Consider the following 25,018-nt stretch of genomic DNA (forward strand, 5'->3'; position numbering starts at 1 on the left):
GAAAAAATACGCTATTCTTTCTGTAGAATCATAGGAAAGGATGGCGTTTTTTATGTCTGTTTCTGTGTCTAACGAATTACAACTATTTGCTCAAGAGATTCAAAGTGCCCTATCTCCAAATGCCTTACGAGATATTGCTAGAGATGTTGGCTTTGTACAACGAACCAGTAAGTACCAAGCAAAAGATTTAGTAGCTTTATGTGTATGGGTGAGCCAAAATGTAGCTATGACTTCTTTAACTCAGTTATCTAGCTGTTTAGAAGCATCAACAGAAGTACTCATCAGTCCTGAGGGACTGAATCAACGGTTTAATAAGGCGGCCGTCCAACTTTTACAACACCTACTAGCCGAACTACTAAGCAAAAAATTGGCCGCATCTATGCCGATTTCTTCTCCATACACTTCTGTTTTCAAGCGTATTCGTATTTTAGATTCAACTGCATTTCAACTCCCGGATATATTTTCATCGGTTTATCCTGGTGCGGGAGGATGCAGCCATACAGCGGGAGTAAAGATACAGCTTGAGTATGATTTATTAAGTGGACAATTCCTTCATATTCATACAGGTCCAGGTAAACAACATGATCGAACCTACGGTTCCCTGTGTGCCCCAACTGTAACAGCGAATGATTTATGTATCCGAGATTTAGGTTATTTTCATTTGAAAGATCTTCAACATATACAAGATAAAAAGGCCTATTATATCTCACGTATTAAATCGAATACACGTATTTATCAAAAAAATCCAAACCCTGATTATTTTCAAGATGGCAGAATTAAGAAGGGTACAGAGTATATCCAAATAGATATGGAGGTTTTAATGAACTCTCTTCAGCCAGGACAAACATATGAAATATCCAACGCTTATGTAGGAATGACTGATAAAGTACCAACTCGTGTGATTGTTCATCGACTAACAAAAGAACAACAACAAAAACGATTACACGATCAAACGGTAAGAGAAAAAAAGAAAGGAATGAAGTATTCTGCTCGTAGTAAACGACTTAGCGGTATCAATGTATATATGACAAATACCCCTATAGATATTGTCCCAATGGGACAAGTACATGATTGGTATTCTTTACGTTGGCAAATCGAGATTTTATTTAAAACATGGAAATCATTCTTTCATATTCATCATTGTAAAAAGATAAAACGAGAACGATTGGAATGCCATTTGTATGGGCAACTGATTGCCATTCTACTTTGTTCTTCTACCATGTTTCAAATGCGGCAATTACTTCTTATGAAAAAGAAACGAGAACTGAGTGAATATAAGGCCATATATATGATTAAAGACTATTTCCTTCTTCTATTCCAAACTATACAAAAAAACACCCAAGAGCTATCAAAGGTATTACTTCGCCTGTTCAATCTCCTACAGCAAAACGGGCGAAAATTCCATAGGTATGAGAAGAAAACAGTTTTTGATATATTAGGTGTCGTTTATAATTGTACTATGTCGGACAATCAAGCCGCTTAATTCAAAAAAGTGAAACCCGTTAGGGTTTATTTCGTATGCAAATCTTTCAATCACCTACACTTGCCCTTTAGAAAAAGGAACAATCTCGCCTAAAATTGACTTTGTATAAGCTTAGCTTGATAGCGATGTGGATTCACCCCTGGAAGAGTTTCTCCGTTTACAATGACGCTATTTTCTATAAATGTAGTACCTTGAGGAATAATATCTTGAATGATTACATCATTTACTGCAACATTACCGGTTTGATTTAGTGTAATCGTATACGTTAACGTATCACCAACCGTTGCAAATGCAAGGTCAACAGTTTTATTACTATTCAAATTCGCGTGATTAATTTCTGTTGCTGCAGCTGATGAAATAATAGTTTCGGTAATAGGTGGTCGATCTGGTAACGTGTATTCATATTCAATTGTACTCGTGTTAGAGATAGGATTTGTTTGCGGAATCGAAGTAACCCGTACTTGGAATAGAACAGTTGCTGTCGTATTAGGTGGAATGTTATCAATTTGTATACCGTTAAGTGGATTGTCATTTGGACGAGCGTTTCCGTTCACAATAACACTATTCTCTATAAAGTTCGTATTTGCTGGGATGATATCTGTAACAATAATGTTTTCTATTTGTATATTTCCGTTATTTATGATGGAAATTGTATAAGGGATGATTGTTTGTAGGTCAGCATATTGGATAGGTGTTGTTTTTGTCGCAATTACATTAGCGGAAATAACTTCAGTGAAGGTAATATTGCTAGTCGATATTTGTTCTTCCACGTTTATTGTATAACGAGAAGTTGATTGATTTTGAACACGACCGCTGGCTGGAAGAGCTACGACGGTAACAGAAAATGTGACTGGGATAGAAGTGTTAGGAGCAATCGTTCCTACAAGTATACCAGCACTTGGATTGGCATTAAGCTGAGGAATGTTATTTACTAAAACGCTACCGTCAATAAAGGTTGTTCCATCAGGTATATTGTCTGTAAATACAACAGCAGTTGCATCCGTATTCCCCGTATTCGTTAAAGTTGTTGTATAAGTTAAAATGTCACCAATCGTTACAGAGGTCAAATCAACAGTTTTAAGTGAAACGATATCAGCATCATTAATTTGAACGAAAGTAGTATTGGAAGTAGTAGATTTTTGAATTGGTGCAAAGTCAGGATTGAAAAGAAAGTCGTAGACGATGTTTGCAGTATTAGGTGTTGGATTTACAGCAGGTAAATTCGTAACGGAAACTTGGAATGTTATTGTAGCCATTTGACCTGCTGCGACATTAGGAATGGAAAAGCCGATATTTGGATCTGCTGCAGGAAGTACAGTATTATTAACTATTACACTTCCTGGAATAAATACTGCTCCATCCGCTATAGTATCTGTAAAAAAGATGGAGTTAGTTGTAGTCGATCCATTATTTTGAATGAATACTGTATATTCAATGGTTTCATCAATGTTAGCTAATACAGTATTAGTGGACTTTGTAGCAATAAGAATAGCATCAATGAATTGTATGTTTGTAGCATTGGAAGAGGTCGTTTCTGAAATTGGTGGTGTGGTTGGGTCTGGTCGATACTCATAGTGAATGACGGCGATATTATTAATGTTATTTTGTGGCGGTATAGAGACTACGCTTACTTGGAACGTAACAATAATCGTATTATTTGGAAGAATTATATCAAGATTGATACCGGTAATTGGATTTTCGTTAAGTCTTGGTACGCCATCTACCAGAATGCTATTTGGAACGAATGTGGTGCCAGCAGCAATTGCGTCAAGTAGGAGAGTATTTGTAATAGGTATTGTACCAGCGTTTGTAACTGCGACTGTATATGTCATGATTTGACCGATACGTGTAATGGATCTGTTAGCGGATTTAATTGCACTAACATTTGCCGTCCGCACTTCAGTATTTACTGCATTTGATAACGATCTACGCTGAATAATTTGAGAACTAGGGTCAATTTGGTATTCGTACGAGGTGTCTGAAATATTAATGACTGCATTGCCAACTGGTATATTTGTAAGTTGTACTTGGAATGAAATAGTGACTGTTTCATTTGGTTGTATCGTGCCGAGAGTTACTCCGTTTTCAGGATTAGCGCCAGGCTGAATTACATTATTTATTGCTAAGCTATCTTCAATAAATATAGTACCTTCTGGAATGTTATCAATGAACACGGTATTGTTAGCTGGAACGGTTCCTATATTTTGTAGTGTATTTGTGTAGGTAATCATTTGCCCGATTGATGCGAAAGTTACATCCGCGCTTTTAACAGAAATAATATTTGCGTTTTGAAGTGATGTTGTAACAATGTTAGAATTTGCAGAGCGATTCACTGGTGGGGCTGTAGGGATACTTACATATTGGTAAGTTGCTGAAGATTGATTTACAATTTCGGTTTCAGTAGGTGGATTATTTGTTTGCACTTGAAATAGTATCGTTTTGGAATTGTTAGCAGGAATGGTTCCAATCGGTATTCCATTTTCAGGATTTACACCTGGCTGCAGGACGCCGTTAATTGTGACACTATCGGGAACAAATGTAGTCCCAGCTGGAATAGAGTCTGTGAAAACAATATTTATTGCGTCAATATTACCGATATTTTTCACTTCAGAAATATAAAGTATAGTTCCGCCAATATCTACAGTTGTTGGATTGGATGTTTTTGTAATTATCAATTGTGCTTGCACGAAATTTGTAATGACGATATTACTAGTAGATGTTTCAGTAATAGGCGGTTGCCCTGGGTCTGGCTGAATTGTATAAGTTGTGTTGGATTGATTTGTAATCGATTCTCGCGAGAATGAATCGTTAATAAGAATTTGGAACGAAATAAGGTGAGTAGCGTTTGCTGCTAAGGTAGGTAAAGTAACACCTACATTTGGATTGGCACCAAGTATAGCTGTTCCATTAAGTGTAAAACTATTTTCTACGAATGTAGTACTTTCTGGAATAGTATCTGAAAATATGAGATTCGTAGCTGGAATATTTCCGGTATTTTCTAGTGTTATTGTGTAAGTCAAAATATCACCTGTTGTTGCTTGAGGTGCATTGACTGCTTTTAAAGAAAGGATAGTCGCATCCGAAATTTGTGTGAAAGCAGGATTAGACGTAATTGTTCGAGAGATGATAGGAGCAGTTGGATCGGCGATAAAAGTATAGTCAATACGGGCTGTATTAGAAATTGGGTTCACGCTTGGTATAGATTGAACGATAACCTGGAATGTTACAGTGACGATTTCTGACGGTGTGATGGAGTTTAATGGTATTCCTACGTTAGGATCGGCACCTGGAACAGAAACACCATTAATGGTAACGCTATTCGGAATAAATGCAGTTCCTTCTGGGACCAAATCTGTTAAAGTAACTGTATTTGCAGTAGTATTTCCGTTATTTTGAACGACTACTGTGTAAGTGATTGTACCGTCAGTAGATTGTACGAGAGAATCTGTACTTTTAATTACGGATAACGATGCATCAACAACAGCTGTATTAACCGTATTAGACGAGGATGTTGCTGTAACAGGAGGTTGACTTGGATCGACAATATACGTGTAACTTGTAAGTGCTTGATTTATAATCGCTCCTTGCGGTGGAATAGAACTTGCAAGAAATTGGAACGTAATAGTAGCGGAATCACCTGGTGCGATAATACCAACTGGAATACCGAGAGTTGGACTTGCATCTGGAAGTGAAATCCCGTTGAGCGTAACACTATTTGGAACAAATAATGCTCCTTCAGGAACTCCGTTAATGAGTAATACAGAGTTTGCAGGGAAGTTTCCAGTATTCGTTAATGTTGCTGTATACGTAATTACATCCCCGATAGATACAATTGAACGATTTGCTTGTAAAACAGTTGTAACAGTCGCGTTATTAATTTGTGTTGAAGCGCTATTAGAATTTATCGTGCCTGTAACAGGAGGAGAGGCCGGATCAACGATAAATGCGTATTGAATAGATGCTACGTTTGTAATCGGATTTGAAGGTGGAGTAGATGTAACTATGACTTGGAAAGTAACGGTTAAGGAACTACCTGCGCTAACTGTTCCGATATTCACTCCGTTATTTGGATTTGCGCCTGGAATGGTACTTCCATTTACAGCAAAACTATTTTCAACAAAGGTCGTTCCAGTTGGAACTGGGTCTGAGAAATTTACATTCGTAGCGTTTGTATTGCCGCTATTTTGAATCGAAACTGTATAAGTGATCGTATCTCCAATATTTGCAAAGGCTGTATTAGCAGTTTTTACAGCTGAAAGTATTGCTGTATTAATAGAAGTAACGAAGACGTTCGTTTCCACATTGCCAGGCTGAGCTTGTAATGCATTGCCTACGTTATATTGGAAGTTAACAAATCCTAAATTTTGGAGTTCAGGTGTGAACGTTGTAGGATTATTTACAATTTGTACTTGGAATATAATTGTTACCGTTTGATTTGGAGTTATTGTATTTATGCCAACACCATCAATGATAGAAGCAGATGGTAATGGAGTGCCATCAACAATAACTGATCCTGCAACAAATTGTGCCCATGATGGTAAGGGGTCTGAGAATATAGCATTGTTAGCAGGAATATTGCCTGTGTTCGTAATAGTCGTTGTATACGTAATCGTATCACCAATCGTTGCAAAAGTTTTATCTCCTATTTTAATCGTATTTAAAATCGCACTTTCAATTTTTGTTGCAATGGTGCTAGAAGTAATATTTTTTGAAACTGGAGGATTAGCTGGATTAACAATATGTTGAAAGCTAACGCTAGCTTGATTAGTAATTGGATTTATAGCTGGAATTTCATTGGAAATAATATGAAATGCCACAATGACAGATTCGTTTGGCGCAATATCACCAATTGGAACACCTGTAATAATATTTGCATTTGGAATGGTAGTTCCGTTCAATGTAAAGCTATTCGGTTCAAAGGAAGTTCCGTCTGGAATAAGATCGGTAAAAATAACATTCGTTGCACTAACATTTCCGCCATTTGTAATTGTAACGGTGTAGGTAATATCCTGCCCGATATCTACCGTTGATACATTTGAATTTTTTTGTGCAGTAAGGATAGCGCTATTAATTTGTGTTGTCGTTGTATTAGATTGATTGGAAGTTGTAATAGGTGGCTGGCTAGGGTCAACGACATAATGATATGTGGTAGAAGCAGAATTAGAAATAGGATTAAGTGTTGGAAGTGTAATAACAGTTGCTTGGAATGTAACGATTGCCGTATTACCACCATTAATGGAACCAATATTTATCCCCGTTGATAAATCAGCGTTTAGAATGGTTTGCCCATTAACTGTGAAACTATTTGGAACGAAGCTTAAATTGCTATTAAGAATATCAATAATAGTTACATCAGTTGCAGCCACATTTCCGGTATTAGGGAGGTTAAGTGTAAATGTTATTGTATTACCAACATCCGCGAAAGTAAGATCTGCTGTTTTTGTGCTAATAATAGTTGCGTTGTTTATTTGAAGAAGTGTAGTGTTGGAAGTAGCTGCACTCGATGCTGGCGGATTCCCTGGATCAACAGTAAACTCATACGTCGTTGCTGCTGTATTTGGTGCAGGATTAATAGGTGGGATGCTGTTAACCGTAACTTGAAATACGATACTATATATTTCATTTGGTGGAAGTGTTGCAAGTACTACACCTGTATTTGGATTCGCATTTGGTTGTAAAACGCCATCGACTGTTAATGTGTTAGGAACAAATGTGAGTCCACTTGGTAATGCATCTGTAAATACAATATTAGTGGCATCCGTATTTCCTATATTCGAAATAGACGTAGTATAAAAAGCAGTTTGCCCGATATCTGCAAAGGAGACACTTTCATTTTTCGTCATAGATAATATAGCTTCTTTAATTTGCGTTGAAACGGGATTACTAATTGAAGTTTCTGGATCAGGCGGTGAGACTAATTGATACGATGTTGATGAGAAATTTACAATTTGGTTCTCGGTTGGTAATGACGCCACGTTTACTTGGAATGAAACAGTTACTGTAGACCCAGCTGTTATAGGCCCAATATTTACTCCGTTCGATGGATCCGAACCACTTTGAGAAACCCCGTTAATAGAAAATGAGTTTGCAATAAATGTAGTTCCGCTCGGCATTGTATCTGAGAAAATAACATTTTGTGCAGATGAGTTTCCATTGTTTGTTAAAGTAACAGTATAGGTGAGTGTGTCTCCAATACGACTAAAGGATTTATCGACTTGTTTTAATGAAAGAATGATAGCTGTGTTAATTGTAGTGAACACTGTGTTTGAAGTAACATTCCTTGAAACAATAGGGGCATTAGGGTCAGTGATAAATGTGTAAGAAGCACTAGCCGAATTCGCAATAGGATTTTGAACAGGAGTAGAAGTAGCGATAACTTGAAATGCTATTGCTATTGAGCTGTTAGGAGCAATTGATCCAATCGTTATGCCTGTATTAGGATTCAATCCAATTTGTGTGAGTCCATTTATTGTAACGCTATCAGTAATAAATGTTGTACCATTTGGTATAAGATCAGTGAAAGTAACATTCGTTGCATTTGTATTACCGTTATTCGTTAAAATTGTCGTATAGGTAATAGTATCGCCTAGTGTTACAAGGGTTTGATCGACCGATTTTACCATCGTTATTATAGCATCTAATACAGGGGTTGTAGCAATATTCGTTGAAGTAGAGGTAGTAGCAGGAGCGCTGTTTGGATCAACAGTATAAGAATATAAAATTGTGTCATTACCCATAATTGAACTGGAAGGAGAAACAGAAATAACATTTACTTGGAAAGTAACAGTTACCGTTTCACCAGGAGCGATATTTGGTATATTTACTCCAAGTGCTGGTTGCGCACCAGACTGCTGAACGCCATTTATTGTGACTGAATTTGGTATAAAAGTAGTGTTAGCTGGAATAGCGCTTGTGAAAGTAATATTAGTTGCAGCTGTATTTCCGGTATTTCTAATAGTAGTTGTATAAGTAATCGTATCTCCAACTGAAACTATAGATTTATCAGCACTCTTTTTTGTTGTTAAAATTGCACTATTAATAGTTGTCGAAACCGTATTAGATACATTCGTTTGCGATACGGCAGGTTGGCTAGGATCGACCACATGTGCAAATTGTACAGAGCTAGAATTAGAAATTGGATTTATACTTGGAATGTTTGTAACAAGTACGTTGAGAGTAATCACGGCCGTTCTATTTGGGTTTATATTTCCAATCTGAATCCCGTTAGCTGGATTTCCGATTTGCTGTGTACCAGAATCGTTTGTAAGAGTGCCAGATATGAATGTCGTTCCATCAGGTAAAGTATCGGTAAAAATTATATTTTGTGAAGTGACATTTCCAGGGTTACTTAATGTAATCGTATAAGAAATTGTATCGCCAATTGTTGCGAAAGTTTTATCTACAGATTTGATTGCCACAATTTCCCCAGAATTTATTTGTGTCGAAACCGAATTGGATGTCGTACTTCTTGAAACGAGTGGGAAGTTTCGACCTGTCATAAATTGATAATTAATGGAAGCGCCGTTTACAACTGGTGAGTTTGGTCCGCCTGGTCCAATTGTGAAAATTGGATTTGGAATGCTAACTACTTGCACACGGAAGGTAACGTTTATAAAATCTCCAGCAATAATATCCCCAATCGGTATCCCATTTGCTGGATTTACTCCAGGTAATAAAACTCCGCCTACTCGAACGCTATCTTCTATAAATACTGCGTTATTTGGAATCAGATCTGTAAAAATGATATTAGTAGCAGTTGTGTTTCCTATATTATCCAATAAAACAGTATACGTTAAAAATGAATTTCCAGGTGCTATGTCAGAAAATAGTCGATCCACACTTTTCGTTGCTTGAATAATTGCTTCGTTAATTTGAACTAAAGTTGGATTACTTGTAGCTGTTTCTGTCACCGGCGGCTGGGTAGGATCAACAATGATCGAGTATGTTGTGCTAGACTGATTCAAAGTTGGGTTTGTAGCAGGTATTGAGCCAACGATAGCTTGAAAGCTAATTGTTGTCGTTCCTCCAACTGGAATTGCGTCTAAAGAGATCCCGCTATCTGGTCTAAACCCAAGTTGTGGGATGGTATTAATTTGTACACTATCAGGAACGAATGAAAGTTCAGGTGGTAATATATCGATAAAAACAGGTGTGTTTGCGGAAGTATTTCCGCTATTGGTGAGGGTAGTTGTATACGTAATTGTATCTCCAACAGCAGCAAAAGCACTGCTTGCAGTTTTTGTTGCGATAACAGAAGCAGTATTTACTTGTGTAAAAGTTTTATTAGATTGAACTGTTCGTGAAACTGGCGGTTCATTTATATCTACAATAAAGCTATATTGAAGCGATGATTTGTTCGGGATTGGATTAGGGTTTGGAAGTGTTGTAATGTTTACTTGAAAACTGAGTGTAGCAGATGCATTTGAATTCAAGTTACCAATATTGATACCGTTTTGTGGATTTGCATTCGGAACGGTTACACCATTTATCTTAAAGCTATTTGGGATAAAGGTAGTACCGTTTGGAATTGTATCAGTAAAAATAATGTTGTTCGCAGTAGTATTTCCGGTGTTTGTAACAGCTGAAGTGAATGTAATTGTATCACCAATTGTAGCGAAAGTTGTACTAGCGCTTTTATTTATTACTAAAGTAGCGTCAATAATTGGTGTAACTGTTGTATTTGTTACGGTGCTACCAACAGCAGGAGATTGGTTTGGATTCACGGTATATTCATAATTTACAAGAGCATTATTTGTTAATGTGCCACTAGGTGGTATCGCTAAAATTTGTGCTTGAAAAGTAATGAATACAGTATCTCCTGGTGAAATATCTGCCAAGTGAACACCAAGTGATGGATCTAATCCTGGTTGTGGAACATTATTGATCGTTACGGAGTTTTGGATAAATGAAGCTCCTGCGCCAAGCCCATCTGTTAAAACAGTTGCACTAGCAGGGATATTACCTGTATTTGTTACTGCAATCGTATAAGTAACGATATCTCCAATTGCAGCATTTGGTGTGTTCACTGATTTTGTAGCGATAATCTTAGCGTTATTAATTTGAGTTGTTATTACGTTACTCAGCGCATTAGCCGATGCTGGAGGTAAGTTAGGATCTACGATGTACTGGTACGTTGTATTGCTTTGGTTCGGGATTGGATTTGGATTCGGGATAGAATTTACTTGCACTTGGAACGAGATGTTCGTATTTGCATTCGGATTTATTGAATCGATTGCAATTCCGCTCGCTGGATTGACATTAGGGAGTGTATTCCCGTTTACAGTAACACTATTAGGAATAAACGATGTCCCATTTGGAATTACATCTGTAAATATTACATTTGATGCAAGTGTGTTCCCGTTATTCGTTAAAGTAGTCGTGTACGTAATAATATCATTTACGTTAGCAAACTGTTTATCTGCCGATTTCGTAGCGGCAATTGAGGCGTTATTAATAGTTGTCTGTACAGTGTTAGAAGCAACCATCTGCATCACAGCTGGTTTGGATGGATCATACGTATATTGGAATGTTGTGCCTGATTGATTTGTAATTGGGTTTACAGCAGGGATAGTTGGTACAAAAACTTGGAATGCAACGGTGCGTGATGAATTCGCTCCTATCGTACCAATTGAAATGCCGGTAGCAGGATTTGCGTTAGCTACAGGGACATTATTAATCGTTACAGTATTAGGAATGAAGAGAGTACCCGTTGGAATGATATCTGTAAATGTTACATTAGCAGCAGGGATATTCCCGTTATTTGTTAAAATAGTCGCATATAGTATGACATCACCAATATCAGCGAAGTTTGTACTCGTTAGTTTTGTAGCAACGATATTAGCAGTATTAATTTGTGTAGTTACTATATTGCTAGCGGCGTTTCTAACAAGAGCAGGTAAGTTTGGATCAGTGATAAAGCTATATTGAAGTGAAGCGCTGTTTTGAATTGGGTTTGGTGAAGGTAGCCCATTTGCACTTATTTGAAAAACAATCGTTGTAAAACCACCTGAAGGAATGGAGCCGACTTGAAGACCGGTACTAGGGTCTGCACCTTGTTGTAAAGTACCACCTATAAAAATACTATTTGGTACGATAGTGGAGCCATTAGGGATTATATCGGTAACAATAACATTATTTGCTGTAGTATTTCCAAGATTAGCTAAAGAAATTGTATATGTGATTGGTTGCCCGACATCGGCTATGGTTAAATCTACTTCTTTGACAATAACTACATTTGCTAAATTAATTTGTGTACTTACAGTGTTACTTACAGATGTTTCTATAGTTGGTGGATCGCCCGGATTTAGAATAAAGCTATACTGTGTACTAGATGAATTTAATGTTGGGTTTTGTGTTGGTAAAGAGGTGACGGTTACTTGATAAGAGACGGTAAGTGAGCCGTTAGCAGCAATGGAAGGTAACGGAACACCTATATTTGGATCTGCGTTATTTTGGAGTACACCATTAATAAGAAAAGTATTTGGAATAAAGGCAGTACCGTCTGGATTTGTATCTACGAAAGTAGGACTATCAGCAGAAACACTTCCTGCATTCGTCAAAGTAACGGTATAAGTTAATATATCCCCTACGGTAGCGAACGCTCGATTCACTGTTTTGGCTGAAATGACATTTGCATCGTTTACTTGAGTAAATGTAGTGGTTGAAGTAGTGTTCTTACTTACAGGTGAAGTGTTTGGATCAACGATAAAGTTATAGGAGATGGAAGCGCTATTTGAAATAGGGTTTGGATTTGGAATGCTAGTTATTACTACTTGGAATGAAGCTGTAATTGTAGTATTAGCATTGATGTTACCAATATTGATGCTAGTTGGTGTAACGCCTGGTTGAGTAACACCGTTAACTATAACGCTATTTGGTACAAAGGCGGTTCCATTCGCAATTGAATCAGATAGTAATACATTGTTCGCTGCAACATTTCCATCATTAGTGAGAGAAAAGGTGTAAGTTAATACATCACCAACTTCCGCAAACGTTTTATCTACAGATTTATTAACGTGGAGATTTGCTAGTCTAATTGTTGATGTAACAGAATTAGAATTTGCTGTTTTTGAAGTCGGTGGCAGACTTGGATTTACAGTATATAGATAAGAAGCAAAGGCATTATTAATGATAGGGTTTTGGGCGGTAATATTGATGACTGTTACTTGGAAAGAGAGGGTAAAAGTAGCCCCGCCAGGAATTGTGCCGATAGGTAATGCAACGAGAGAATCTACATTTTGCAAAACTCCGTTTAGTGTTACAGTACCAGGATTTAATATCGTTCCATTTGGAAGTGGATCTGTTAGTTGTACGTTATTAGCGGCTGTATTTCCGCTGTTTGTAATAAGGATTGTATAACTTATCGTTTCGCCAATTGTAGCAAATTGTTTATTAGTTGATTTTGTTAATGTTACATTCGCATTGTTAATTTGAGTGGAAACGAGATTAGAAGAAATGTTTTTCGTAACAGGTGATTGGCTAGGATTGACGGTATATTGATAAGAAGCGCTTGATCCGTTAGATACGACATTTGACGCGGGTATTGTATTTATTACTACTTGAAATGTAATATTTTTTGTTGTGCCTGTTGGGATGGATCCAATATTCACGCCGTTAGCGGGATTTGCGCCCACTTGTGTCGTGCCATCTATTGTTAAACTGTTTAGAACGAAAGTTGTTCCAGTAGGGATGACATCTGTAAAAATAACATTGTTCGCATTTGTATTACCTGTACCTGTAAAGGAAACGGTGTACGTTAGTGTGTCACCAATATCTGCAAAATTTTTATCTACTGCTTTCGTCATTGTTACAGTAGCATTATTCACTTGAGTGGAGACAATATTTGTCGTATCAGTCCCACTTACTGCTGGTTGATTAGGTACAGGAATGTATTGATATGTTGTTGTTCCACTATTTAATATTGGGTTTGTTTGAGGGATAGAAGGAACGAGCACTTGGAATGAAACAGTAGTAGTGGAATTTGCTGCAATCGAACCAATTGGTATACCATTAGCGGGATTTGCTCCAGCTTGAGTAACTCCGTTAACAGTTACACTCCCTGGAATGAAAGTAGTTCCGCTAGGAATCGGATCCGTATATATAACGTTCGTTGCAGCGATATTTCCTATATTAGCTAAGGCAATACTGTAAGTTAATGTTTCACCAATATCGGTAAAAAGTTTGTTAACTGATTTTGTTCCATTAATATCTGCGAGGTTAATTTGTGTTCCAGCAGAATTGCTTGTTGCAAGGCCGTTAAAGGTTGTTCCTCCAGCGATTGGTGTATATTGAAATGTAATATTAGCAGTGTTAGAGATAGGGTTTTGATTTGGAAGAGAAACGACGGTAGCTTGGAAAGTTACTGTACGAGAAGCACCATTATTAATTGTTCCAAGAGATATACCAGCCGCAGGATTAGCATTTGTTTGTGGTACGTTATCTACTGTTACAGTGCCGGGTATAAAAGAAGTACCGTTAGGGAGACTATCTATAAAAATAGCGTTATTGGCAGGAAGAAGCCCGGTGTTAGGGATAGTAACTGTATAAGTGAGAATATCTCCAATTGCAGCAACACTTTTATTCACGCTTTTCGTCGCTTGTATATTTGGTGAGTTTATATTAATTTGTAAGCCGACTGTATTTAACATATATGCGTCTCCGTTAGTAGTTAAACGGATTGCGGCGGATACTTGTGAGTTTGTTAAATAAGGAGAAATATCAATGGAAGTAATGTCCCAGCCCTGTCTTCCTGCGGAGATGTTTGTACTTGTAGAAGCACTTTGATTTCGCGTTCCAAATGTCCCTGTTGTATCTAAGTTTCCTGCAGCATTATTCACTTGAGAACCGAAGAAATTATTTATAGCATTGTTTGGTCCAGATAAAGCATTTAATGAACTGAAATTTGGTCCAAATAAAGCCTGATCCCCGGTTAAATCTGCATCTCCTTCGGTAGAACTTAAAAATAATCTCCCGCTTACTGGTCCTCCTGAAGGTGTTAAAAATCCAGAAACAGATACATCGGCACTACCAGTTTCTGCAGAAACACGGTTACCAGCTACGTAAATAGTTAAATTTCTTGCAGGTAATGTCCCGTTTTGATAAGCGACAATGAGTGTCCATCCGGCCGAGTTAATGGATCCATTTGAAGCATCTAAAGGATCAACAAGTCCAGGGACAGCTCCTGTAGTATAAGAACCAGAACCTCCAGCTTGAATAAGAGTTGTTACGTCTGCTGAACGAGTATAAAAGCCAAATGTAATAGAGTTTGAAACGAACGTTTGATTTGAAGCTGTAACAGCTGAAGGAGTAATTGAGTATGTTGAAACGGGTGTTGTAAATGAAACGGGATTACCTAGAACACTCGTAATGTTTTGATCACGAGATAAATAGTTTCCTCCCCAAACGAGTTCTGCGTAAAGAATAGTGCTACCAGCAGGGATATTTAAAATAGCGGTAGAACTATTTTGTGTATAGGTTAACGTTGTACCTGCGGGAAAAGTAGGTACTTGTAAAGCGGTATTCGTAGTTATAAACGCACCAATTGCCCCGATTGTACCAGCACGGTTTTGATTACTAATTTTACTTAAGCCTAAAGTATTACCTGTAATAGCGAGTGCGCCGTTAGTGGTGGTAGAAAATCTATTCGTAATGGGCATGTTGTCACCTCATTTCCAATATAGTCTTGGTCAAAATAGGATATGTGTGTGATAAATAAATGGAAACATGTACAAGTTGATTTGATAATAATGATTTAGATGTCTAGATAAGGGGATGGAGTATGATTGAATTGGAAATTAGGGTGGAGCGTCTTAGGGAAGAAAAAACTGGGAATATTGTATCATTATCTTCTTATATTGGGTGGGATTATAACAGAGAAGAAATTGAGACTATTTTTAACGTAGGGATTGTATACGGTGTTTGGAATGAGAGAGAGGAACTAATTGCTAGCGCGGCAATAATATTATATGGGGAGAAATTAGCGTCTATCGGAATGGTGATTGTACATCCAGATTATAAGGGGAGAGGGATTGGAAAGATAATAACGGAAGCGTGCGTTAAAAGCGTATCAGCTCATACTCCAATTATGCTGATTGCTACGGATGAAGGGAAACCTTTATATGAAAAGTTAGGATTTAGGGCAGTAAGTTATGTTTCTAAATATATTTGTAACTCGTACAATGCAAATCATAAATGCGCAGAAAATGAAGAATATATGATGGTTTATAAAGAGAGTGATTTAGAAGAAATAATAAAAATAGATAAAGGAGCATTTGGGACAAGCCGAAACGAGTTTTTAAAACAAAGAATTATGCAAAGTGAGCAGTGTGTCGTTGTAAAGGATACGAAAGAAAATGTAGTAGGATACGGTATAAGTATACAAACGCCAGAAAATAAAATAATAGGACCAGTCGTTGCTAAAAATAATGCGATGGCAATGAGAATAGTACATGATTTAGCAAGAGGGCATAATGGAAAATTAAGAATGGATGTACCAGAAGGAAAGAACGATTTCATGAAAGAATTAGAGATTGCTGGTTTTAAAAAAGTGAATACACCACCAATTATGATAAAAAATAGTAATCGGTTATTAAAAAGAAATAGTGAACTATATAGTATTGCAGCGCAAATTTTTGGATAAAAAAGAATCCTTTTAAATGAAGGATTCTTTTTTGAGCCAATTTAATCACGATATTGGTCGTGAATAGGTTGAAAAAGATCTTCCTCGACACCTCTAACAACTGAAAAATGATCAACATTATAATGACCATGGAGAATTTTATTATGGTGAGAGATAATTTGCTCTGCAGACAATACGTTAGAATCAGTTGTTGAATGACCGTTTTTAATTAATGTAACGTCAAATCCTTGTACAGTTGCTGTCTTAACGGCAGTGTCAATGCAATGTTCTGTTTTACATCCGCCTATAACAATATGATTAATGTTTTCTTCTTTTAAAAGTTCAAGTAAAGAAGTGCCGTAGAATGAATTGGTTGCTGCTTTATTAATAAAGATTGCAGACTGGGGTACTTGAATTTGATTATGTACTTCAAATCCTTCGCCACTACCAGAAGCAACATCGATATCTCTTACAAAAACAATAAGAGCATTTGAATCTATTGCTTTCTGCAGGGCTATATTTAGTGTAGATAATAGCTCGGTTTTACGAAAAACTTCATTTTCTTGCTCATTGCCATCAATTAATTCTTGCTGAGCGTCGATAATTAATAGTGCTTGTTTCATCGTGTCTCCCCTTTAATATGAAATAAGTTTCACTGTACATATTCCTTCAGATTGTTAGGAAATCCTCTATTGTAAGAGAAGTAGAAGATTGATTTACAAAGTTGTCAAAGAAATTTCATTCTCATAGCGTGTAAAAACATGTATGATAGGAGATGGAGAATTTTTGAGTAGGTGGGAATAACATGCAAACAGTAGAAGATTATCTTTCATTCTTACATACGAAAGGATTTAAATTATCAGAGGAAGCACAAGGGTTTATTATGTTTGGACAAGGATATACTGGTGCGTCTGATGGGATTGTGAACGCAGCAATAGAAGCGACAATTAAACATCAATTGCAGTTTGATGGTAGTTATTTCGTTGCGTTATTAGAACGATTGAAAGAGGAAGAAATTACAGATAAAAAAAGCGCTAAGGCTTTTATGCGGAAGTTACAAGCGTAACTTCACGCAGCCTGCGCTTCTTTTTTTGTTTTGGAAGGTAATTCAACAAAAATCATGCCTAGAAAAATACATAGACATCCGATAATAGCAGAAATAGAAAGTTGTTCATTTGCAACGAGAACGCCTGTTAATGCAGCAAAAACGGGCTCCATTGCGAAAATAATTGCTACTCTCGTTGGAGAAGTGTGTTTTTGTGCCGATGTTTGAATGAAAAAAGCAATAGATGTTGCAAACAGGGCAGTTAGAAAGAGTGCGAATAAAAAGGATTGATTCGTCCATAGTGATACTGAAAATAACTTTTCCCAATCTTCAAACAAGAAAGCGCAAATAGAAGAAAATATACCAACAGCTAATACTTGAGATGTGCTTAATAATAAAGGTGATATTTTTTTAGAAAAGAAGCCGTTAATAAGAATATGGGCAGCGAAAGCGACTGCACAACCAAGAACAAGTATATCTCCTATATTTAATTGGAAAGAATCAGCAGCTGTTAATAAGTACAAACCTGTTGTAGCTACAGCAATACCAAGTACGATGAAAATGGTGGCTTTTTGTTTTAAAAAGATAAAGGATAAGATTGGGACCATAACAATGCTTAGCCCAGTTAAGAAACCTGCTTTTGAAGAAGTTGTATAGAGTAAGCCAAATGTTTGTAATAAATAGCCGACAAATAAGAAGAACCCAACTATTAATCCAGCTAAACTACTATGTTTTAATTCTTGTTTTGAAGTTTTCTGTGAGAAAATAATTTGAACGAATAATAAAATAATTCCAGCGAATAAAAAACGAATACCATTAAACGTAAATGGACCAACGAAAGACATAGCGTTTTGAACGACAACAAACGTAGCTCCCCAAATAAAAGAGACAAATAATAAAGCAAGAGGAGCAATCCACTCTTTTTTCACACTCATACCCCCGTTAATTTTGTAAGATAGCTTTTCTAGCTAATTCATCAGCTACTTTATTTTGACTACTTGGAATCCACTTAATAAAAAAGAGATCGAAGTTTTTTATGTACTGTAGTGCTTCATCTAAAAGAGGTGCAAATATTTTATTTTTTGCGTATTCCTTTTCAACAGCCCGCTCAACAAGCTGCGAATCTGTACGAAAAGAGACAGTGCTATAATTATGCTCAATGCAATATTTTAATGCTAGAAGTAAAGCGCGGTATTCTGCTTCATGATTGGACATTGTTCCAAGTGGTACTGATAATTGTACAGGCGGCTGAATGCCTTTAATAAACACTCCTGCACCAGAAGGACCAGGATTTCCTTTTGATGCACCATCAATATATACTTCAATCAAAATGAGAAACCTCCAAATTATAAGATTATCCCCTACTTAAATGTTTTTTTGAAGTAGGGGATAGAGTAGTTATCCGATTGTGATGCTGTAACGACATGTAAATGTTTCATTCGCTTGTAAAGATTGAATTCCCTTTTTGTCCTTGAAATCTTTTGCTGGATTTACTTCATCAGCGATTCCATACCAAGGTTCAATACATAAGAAAGGTGCGTTATCCCCTGGTGTCCATACGCCGACAAATGGAAATCCATCAAATTCTACTTTTACAAATTTATTATGTTTATGAGAACGAATCGAAATTTCATTCGTATTCATATGTTCAAAAATAAGTGCATCATTTTTGAATAAATCGTATGTAAGTGGCAATTCAGTCGTATTTTCAGCGATTAATTGCTTTTTGTTTGAAAGATAAGGTCCTTCTAATACGCTTGTTTCTAAGCGTTCCGAACCATTAAACGATAAGTGATAATCTGTAAATGATTCACCGTCCAATAAAGGGAAGTTGAATCCAGGATGTGCTCCGATTGAGAAGAACATTTCTTTAGAAGTAGGATTGTTTACTTCATATGTTACATGAACACTTTGTCCATCTAGCTCATAAGAAACGAGTAATTCGAATTCGTATGGGTATTTTTTTAATGTTTCTTCATTACTAGTAACGATATAAGTGATCTTTGTTTCGCTTTGTTCTTTCACAGAGAAAGTAAGATCACGAGCGAAACCGTGTTGTGTTAATGAATATGGTTTACCGTCTACGTAGTATGTATTATCTACTAATCGACCGACAATTGGGAACAAAATTGGTGCACGGCGTCCCCAATAAGTAGAATCACCTTGCCATAAATATTCTATGTTGTCTTCTTTTAAGCGAACGCTCTGTAATTCTGCACCTTTGTCAGAAATGGAAACGATCACTTTTTCATTTTGAATTGTTGCTGTCATGAAGTGAAACCTCCTAAATCTTTCATATGTTTCATTATACGTTGTCTAAAAGAAAAAAGGTAGTTCACGATAGGAATCTATTGACGAAAGAGGGGCTACCACGTAAAATATAATCTTGTTGCTTAAAAAACGAATAACGTGGTTCGAAACCATCCCACGTAAAAAAACTAAGGAGATTTTGTCATGAATATTAGAACATTAGTCGGTAATGGTATTTTAGCGGCATTATATATTGCTGTTTCTATGCTTATTCAGCCATTTGGCTTTACGAATGTACAGTTTCGTATTTCAGAGATGTTTAATCATCTCGTTGTATTTAACAAGAAAGCAATTTACGGAATTGTATTAGGTGTATTTTTAACGAATCTCTTTTTCTCACCTATGATCGCTTATGATTTAGTATTTGGAGTAGGTCAATCTATTCTTGCATTAGTTGCAACGATTATTTCTATGCGATTTATTAAAGGTGTTTGGGCTCGTATGATTTTTAATACAGTTATCTTTACGATTACAATGTTTATGATTGCAATTGAACTTCATCTTGCATTTGATCTACCATTTATGTGGACTTGGTTAACATGTGCAGCAGGTGAATTCGTAGTAATGGCCATTGGTATGCCTGTAATGTACTGGATTAATAAGCGAGTACAATTTGAAAGATTTATGTAATAGATGAAAGAGCCATTCCTTATATAGGATGGCTCTTTTTGTATGTGATAATATTGAATATAATTCTTTGACTCTTGATAAAATATAATAAAATAAAGTGAGGCTTCAATTAGCCGGATAAATAAGAAGTCTTATATAAGGGGAATGAAGTATGAAATATAAAATTCATTGGTTGTATAAAACAAAGCGCGGATTGCAGACGGAATTAACGACAGAGTATATGAACATAGAAGAAGTACTTCAATTTGCAGAGGATTTTGAGAAAACAGGAAGAGTAAAAGAATTTTCATTTTATGATGAAATGGACGCGGAATGGTCATTAAAAGAGATGAAAAAGTTAAGTAAGCAAGTAGAGGAAGAGCCCCAAGAAATACTCGTTTATTTTGATGGGGGGTATGATGTGCAGACGAAAGAGGCTGGCGTTGGTATATGTGTGTATTATAAAAAAGGAAATACAAACTACCGGATTCGCCGCAATGCATATATAGAAGGTATATATGATAATAATGAAGCGGAATATGCATCATTATTATACGGTATGAATATACTCGAGGAATTAGGGATTAAGTATGAAGCGATTACACTTCGCGGAGACTCACAAGTGGTACTACAGCAATTGGCTGGAGAATGGCCTTGTTATGATGAACATTTAAATCATTATTTAGATCAAATTGAACAAAAGGCGAAGCAAATGAAATTAAAACTTATATGTGAGCCGATATCTAGAAAACAAAATAAAGAAGCACATCAATTAGCTACGCAAGCATTGGAAGGAACAGTTATTGATAGTCATAAAGAAATAACTGAATAGAGAGGTGCAAAGGTGGATAAAAAGCAACTCATTACAGAGGTAAATGACTTATTAGAAACGTATTGTGAAGGCTGTTTTTTGCGAGAACATAATCGAAAGACAAATAGTAAATATTATGCCCATTCATTTTGTATACGCCAATGTACAGTTGGAGAAACATTGAAAAAATATGGAGAACAGTTGTCATGAAAAAACATCCAGAGAAAATTCTCTGGATGTTTTTTAGTGTCTTGCTTCGTTTAGTTGATGCTCACATTTATTTAATTTCTTTTCCTCATTCATTAAAAATGGTTCATCTAAATCAGTTGCAACAGATTTCATAATTTCAAGCTGAGAGCGAGCTGCTTCTACAGCAGTAGTAGCATGTTCTAATGTATCTGGATCCATTGAAATTGTTGCTGATCCTACCATTTTTTGTGCTGTTTCTACACGGAATTTCACTTCTTCAAAATCATTTACTTCTGATCCCATTAATAATTCCTCCTTTGTATAGTGCGCATTTCACATAGTTTTTGCTCTGTAAAACGGAAATATACAAAGGAATAACAAAGGAGGTTACCAAGTAAGGCAACCTCCTGTTATATGTTGGATTAAAGTTTTACTACGTTAGCAGCTTGAGGTCCGCGGTTACCTTCAGTAATGTCGAAAGATACTTCTTGACCTTCTTCTAAAGCTTTGTAGCCGTCTCCTTGAATAGCAGAGAAATGTACGAATACATCGTCAGCGCCTTCCATTTCGATAAATCCAAAACCTTTTTCGTTGTTAAACCATTTTACTTTTCCTTGCATGTTACAATTCCTCCTAAAAGCGTTTACTATTTTCATTTAGTGAAATTCATTTAAAAAATAATATAAACTAAAAACGCTATATTCTTGAATATTCTGCTAAATGATTAATTTAAATATACACGAATTGGGAGAATTTAGTCAAGTAAGCGATTTTATTTTTTTGTATTTTTAAATAATTTTTCAGTCAAATTTTTAAATAGGTATAGGACAGGCCGAGTATGTAATATTCTTAATTGAATGCTATACATAATGAGGTGAAAGAATGAATAAGTCTTACTTATTAGATAATGAAGGAATGAGAACGAGAACCGACATACCGGATTGGGTTGCAAAAGAATTTGAGATTTTTTCAAGTGTCGTGTTAGAACCAACTTTTCCATGCTATTTCGGTTTAACAGCTTTGAAAAAGAATGAACTTCGTTATTCATTTCTTTCTCATAATGATTGGAGTCATTTGCCGCATACAATGTTATCTTTTTTAGAGTTAATGAAAGAGAGACCGATTGTAAGAAGGGGCTTTTTCCTTTTTGTAGAACCGGAATGTGAAGAACAATCACTCGAATATTACCGTGATTCTTTTTGGAAAGTGTTACAGTATTTACATGAAAACGATAATGAAGCATGGCCAAAGCAAATTCCTGAAGACCCAGACCATTATTTATGGGAATTTTCATTTGGTGGTGAGCCAATATTCGCATTTGGAAATGCGCCAGCTTATAAACAACGAAAAACTAGACATTTAGGGAATTCTCTCGTTATTGGGTTTCAGCCACGCACTATTTTTGATGGATTAGAGGGAGATCGTCCTAAAGGAGCATATTCAAGACAAATGGTCCGTGAGCGAGTTGAAAAGTGGGATCAATTGCCGAAACATCCTAACATTAGTCATTATGGTGACCCAGAGCATCGTGAATGGAAACAATATTTCATAGGAGACGATGTAGAGCCAATAAAAGGGAAATGTCCTTTTCTTCATAGGATAGAAAAGTAAGAGCTATCATCTAGATGGCTCTTTTGTATATTTTGGATAAAAAAGGGTATTTTATTATGAAAGCTAGTCTATTTTTTAAAATTACATCATTAACTAGTAGTAAAGAGAGTAGAAAGGATAGAGCGATGATTGGAGCAATTATACAGCAAATCGTATTAGGTATATCATTAGCTGCGCCAGTAGGGCCGATTAATATTGAAATGTTAAAACGAGGAATTGAACGTGGTTTTTGGCACGCTTGGGTTGTTGGAATTGGTGGAATGACTGCAGATGTTTTATTTATGCTTCTCATTTATTTCGGTTTATCTTCTGTGTTTATGTATACATATGTACAAGCCTTCATGTATTGCACGGGTTTTTTCTTGTTATTTTATTTAGGATTTCAAAGTGTAAAACAAGGAATTTTCGAATCGAATATGGAATATAAAAAAGAAGAGGTAGGTGGCCTTAAGCAATCGTTTATGGCAGGATTTTTAATTGCGATATCCAATCCATTAAATCTTGTTTTTTGGTTTGGTATATACGGAAGTACACTTAGCTCATTACTTACGAAGGTAACGAAACAAGAAGCTTTTTTGTACAGTCTTTGCATTATTGTTGGTATTATTTTATGGAATTTAAATATTGCTTTTTCTGTACATTTTGGAAGAACTTTATTAAAACCAAAAGCGCTTGGCTACATAACAGCCGGAGCAGGTATTATTTTAGTAGGTTACTCTATACATTTTGCATACAAAGCTTTACAGTTGTTCACATAAGATTGAAGGGGAGATTTTTATGTATCGAACCACTATTGACGGAAAAGAAATTATAATTACGTTAGCGCCAAAAATCCGAAAAGAAATTACTGATAGAAATCCACTATATGAAGCGGTATTTCATAATGCTGCAAGATTGTTACAAACAAAGCAACCGACGTTTGCAGTAAATCATGAAATATTTGGGCTCATTATTGGAGAAGTACAAAGAGGAGAAGTAACAGTGTTTGCAGTGGAACATATTATTCCGAAGCAAAATATATTTGGATCAAACAATTTTTTCTCGGCAATAGAACAGCAGGCAAATTTGTAAAGTGAATAGAATAAGAATAGAAAAGAAATAGTCGTAACGATATGTTGCGGCTGTTTTTTTGGAAAAGGGGGAAACAAGATGAAGAAAGTGGGGAAAGAGTTCTTTTTACAACATGATATTGTTATTATGTATAGCATTCTATTTATTTTCATTATTATTTTAAAAATGCAATTTTTTACGTGGTTTGGCATGTTAGCATGTATGTTTGGGATTGTTTTCTATACACTTAATGAATATATGACACATCGTTTTTTATTCCATATAAAGCCACCTAAAAACACATTTCTATTAAAAATGTTAAGAAGATTGCATTATGATCACCACGTATATCCAGATGATTTAAAACTTTTGTTTTTACCTGTATGGTTTAGTATACCTAGTTTTACTATATATTTACTTATAGCATATGGTATTACAAAAAGTGTTACTATTGCACTTTCATTTGGAATCGGAATGATTATTATGCTGCTCGTTTACGAATGGAAACATTATATTGCTCATAGACCGATTCGTCCCGTCACTAAGTTTGGAAGATGGCTAAAAAAACAACATATATTACACCATTATAAAAACGAAAAGTTTTGGTTTGGTGTTTCAAATCCAGTATTCGATTTTATATTTGGAACACTTAAAGACGGAAAAGATGTTGAGTTAAGCGAAACGGCTCGTAATTTAGAAAAGGAAAAAAAGACAAAAGTAGTGCGTTAAGCACTGCTTTTGTCTTAATGAGGATAAATAAGTAAGGTGTCACTTTATTTTGAAAAAGTATATTAAAAATTTAGGGGAAATTGCCGAAAAATGTCTATCAAAAAATCTTTGCATGAATGCATGGATTGTCTAAAATGAATATAAGTTTCTGAATATTTATAAAATTTAGTCTTTAGGTATGCAAGGGGGAAGTGTATTTTAAGTAAGAGAGGGGATCGGTTAATGAAACGAGACGATACGTCAGCACGTAAGTTGCAAAATGAGGTAAATTATACAGAGGTCGTTCAGTCGGAAGAATTTCAATTGTTATTAAATACGAAAAAGAAGTTTATCATTCCAATGAGTATTTTCTTTTTTAGTTTTTTTATCGCATTACCTATTTTAACATCGTATTCAAAGGTGCTTAATACACCTGCATTTGGAGACGTTACATGGGCGTGGGTATTTGCTTTTTCCCAATTTATTATGACATGGGCACTATGTATGATTTATAGCAAAAAAGCAGAATCATTTGATGAAATCTCCCGAAAAATTTTGCAAGATATGCAAAAAGGGAGGGGCTGA

General features: G+C 35.9%; 17 protein-coding genes, 1 pseudogene and 1 riboswitch. Of the genes and pseudogenes, 11 read left to right on the plus strand and 7 right to left on the minus strand.

The window, feature by feature from the left end; all coding sequences use genetic code 11:
* The first annotated feature begins 52 nt into the window (after positions 1–52).
* Positions 53–1,483, plus strand: coding sequence for an IS4 family transposase (locus MHB52_RS08655; protein WP_061663672.1), 1,431 nt, complete (start codon positions 53–55; stop codon positions 1,481–1,483).
* Between the two features lie 128 nt (positions 1,484–1,611).
* Here MHB52_RS08655 and MHB52_RS08660 read toward each other — a convergent pair.
* Positions 1,612–15,138: pseudogene (locus MHB52_RS08660) on the minus strand (DUF7507 domain-containing protein); the annotation flags it as partial.
* 122 nt (positions 15,139–15,260) lie between these two features.
* On the opposite strand from MHB52_RS08660, the gene MHB52_RS08665 reads away from it, so the two are divergent.
* Positions 15,261–16,121: a GNAT family N-acetyltransferase gene (locus MHB52_RS08665; RefSeq protein ID WP_061664221.1), complete on the plus strand. Its 861-nt coding sequence runs from the start codon at positions 15,261–15,263 to the stop codon at positions 16,119–16,121.
* 41 nt (positions 16,122–16,162) lie between these two features.
* Here MHB52_RS08665 and MHB52_RS08670 read toward each other — a convergent pair whose 3' ends face one another.
* Positions 16,163–16,723, minus strand: a complete 561-nt coding sequence (locus tag MHB52_RS08670; protein WP_061664220.1) for a cysteine hydrolase family protein — start codon at positions 16,721–16,723, stop codon at positions 16,163–16,165.
* Positions 16,724–16,905: 182 nt separating this feature from the next.
* Here MHB52_RS08670 and MHB52_RS08675 point away from each other — a divergent pair, with 182 nt between their 5' ends.
* Positions 16,906–17,166 (plus strand): DUF6123 family protein, encoded by a 261-nt coding sequence (locus tag MHB52_RS08675; protein WP_001195212.1) that lies wholly within the window; start codon positions 16,906–16,908, stop codon positions 17,164–17,166.
* Between the two features lie 2 nt (positions 17,167–17,168).
* Here MHB52_RS08675 and MHB52_RS08680 read toward each other — a convergent pair whose 3' ends face one another.
* The 3 genes from MHB52_RS08680 to MHB52_RS08690 form a co-directional block, all read right to left on the minus strand.
* Positions 17,169–18,074 (minus strand): DMT family transporter, encoded by a 906-nt coding sequence (locus tag MHB52_RS08680; RefSeq protein ID WP_000712602.1) that lies wholly within the window; start codon positions 18,072–18,074, stop codon positions 17,169–17,171.
* Positions 18,075–18,087: 13 nt separating this feature from the next.
* Complete coding sequence (locus tag MHB52_RS08685; protein ID WP_061664219.1) at positions 18,088–18,474, minus strand: reverse transcriptase-like protein; 387 nt, start codon at positions 18,472–18,474, stop codon at positions 18,088–18,090.
* A 69-nt stretch (positions 18,475–18,543) separates the two neighbouring features.
* On the minus strand, positions 18,544–19,416 hold the full coding sequence (locus MHB52_RS08690; protein WP_000127397.1) for an aldose 1-epimerase family protein: 873 nt from the start codon (positions 19,414–19,416) through the stop codon (positions 18,544–18,546).
* Between the two features lie 132 nt (positions 19,417–19,548).
* Positions 19,549–19,593, plus strand: a riboswitch (PreQ1 riboswitch).
* A gap of 6 nt (positions 19,594–19,599) precedes the next feature.
* Between MHB52_RS08690 and MHB52_RS08695 the strand changes: the two genes are divergently transcribed.
* The 3 genes from MHB52_RS08695 to MHB52_RS08705 all read left to right on the plus strand — a co-directional run bounded on the left by MHB52_RS08695 (position 19,600) and on the right by MHB52_RS08705 (position 21,085).
* Positions 19,600–20,085, plus strand: coding sequence for a QueT transporter family protein (locus MHB52_RS08695; protein ID WP_001026471.1), 486 nt, complete (start codon positions 19,600–19,602; stop codon positions 20,083–20,085).
* A 151-nt stretch (positions 20,086–20,236) separates the two neighbouring features.
* The gene (locus MHB52_RS08700) at positions 20,237–20,896 is read left to right on the plus strand and encodes a ribonuclease H family protein (RefSeq protein ID WP_061664218.1); all 660 of its coding nucleotides are present in this window, start codon (positions 20,237–20,239) and stop codon (positions 20,894–20,896) included.
* Between the two features lie 12 nt (positions 20,897–20,908).
* Positions 20,909–21,085, plus strand: a complete 177-nt coding sequence (locus tag MHB52_RS08705; protein ID WP_000358801.1) for a zinc-finger domain-containing protein — start codon at positions 20,909–20,911, stop codon at positions 21,083–21,085.
* A 33-nt stretch (positions 21,086–21,118) separates the two neighbouring features.
* Here MHB52_RS08705 and MHB52_RS08710 read toward each other — a convergent pair whose 3' ends face one another.
* Both MHB52_RS08710 and cspB read right to left on the minus strand, forming a co-directional pair.
* Entirely contained in the window at positions 21,119–21,367 is a 249-nt protein-coding gene (locus MHB52_RS08710) for a DUF2564 family protein (protein ID WP_000534392.1), read from the minus strand.
* 119 nt (positions 21,368–21,486) lie between these two features.
* On the minus strand, positions 21,487–21,684 hold the full coding sequence (gene cspB / locus MHB52_RS08715) for a cold shock-like protein CspB (RefSeq protein ID WP_001161731.1): 198 nt from the start codon (positions 21,682–21,684) through the stop codon (positions 21,487–21,489).
* Between the two features lie 262 nt (positions 21,685–21,946).
* Here cspB and MHB52_RS08720 point away from each other — a divergent pair, with 262 nt between their 5' ends.
* The 5 genes from MHB52_RS08720 (at position 21,947) to MHB52_RS08740 (ending at position 25,018) form a co-directional block, all read left to right on the plus strand.
* Positions 21,947–22,675 (plus strand): YqcI/YcgG family protein, encoded by a 729-nt coding sequence (locus MHB52_RS08720; RefSeq protein ID WP_001043770.1) that lies wholly within the window; start codon positions 21,947–21,949, stop codon positions 22,673–22,675.
* A gap of 14 nt (positions 22,676–22,689) precedes the next feature.
* Entirely contained in the window at positions 22,690–23,433 is a 744-nt protein-coding gene (locus MHB52_RS08725) for a LysE family transporter (RefSeq protein WP_001196839.1), read from the plus strand.
* 19 nt (positions 23,434–23,452) lie between these two features.
* Positions 23,453–23,746 carry a hypothetical protein gene (locus MHB52_RS08730; protein ID WP_000286362.1) on the plus strand — a complete coding sequence of 98 codons (294 nt, stop codon included), beginning with the start codon at positions 23,453–23,455 and terminating at the stop codon, positions 23,744–23,746.
* A 78-nt stretch (positions 23,747–23,824) separates the two neighbouring features.
* On the plus strand, positions 23,825–24,454 hold the full coding sequence (locus MHB52_RS08735; RefSeq protein ID WP_000755396.1) for a sterol desaturase family protein: 630 nt from the start codon (positions 23,825–23,827) through the stop codon (positions 24,452–24,454).
* Between the two features lie 222 nt (positions 24,455–24,676).
* Entirely contained in the window at positions 24,677–25,018 is a 342-nt protein-coding gene (locus MHB52_RS08740) for a DUF485 domain-containing protein (protein WP_000817366.1), read from the plus strand.

The sequence above is a fragment of the Bacillus sp. FSL K6-0073 genome (assembly GCF_038006085.1).
In the GTDB taxonomy this organism is placed as follows: Bacteria; Bacillota; Bacilli; order Bacillales; family Bacillaceae_G; genus Bacillus_A; species Bacillus_A cereus.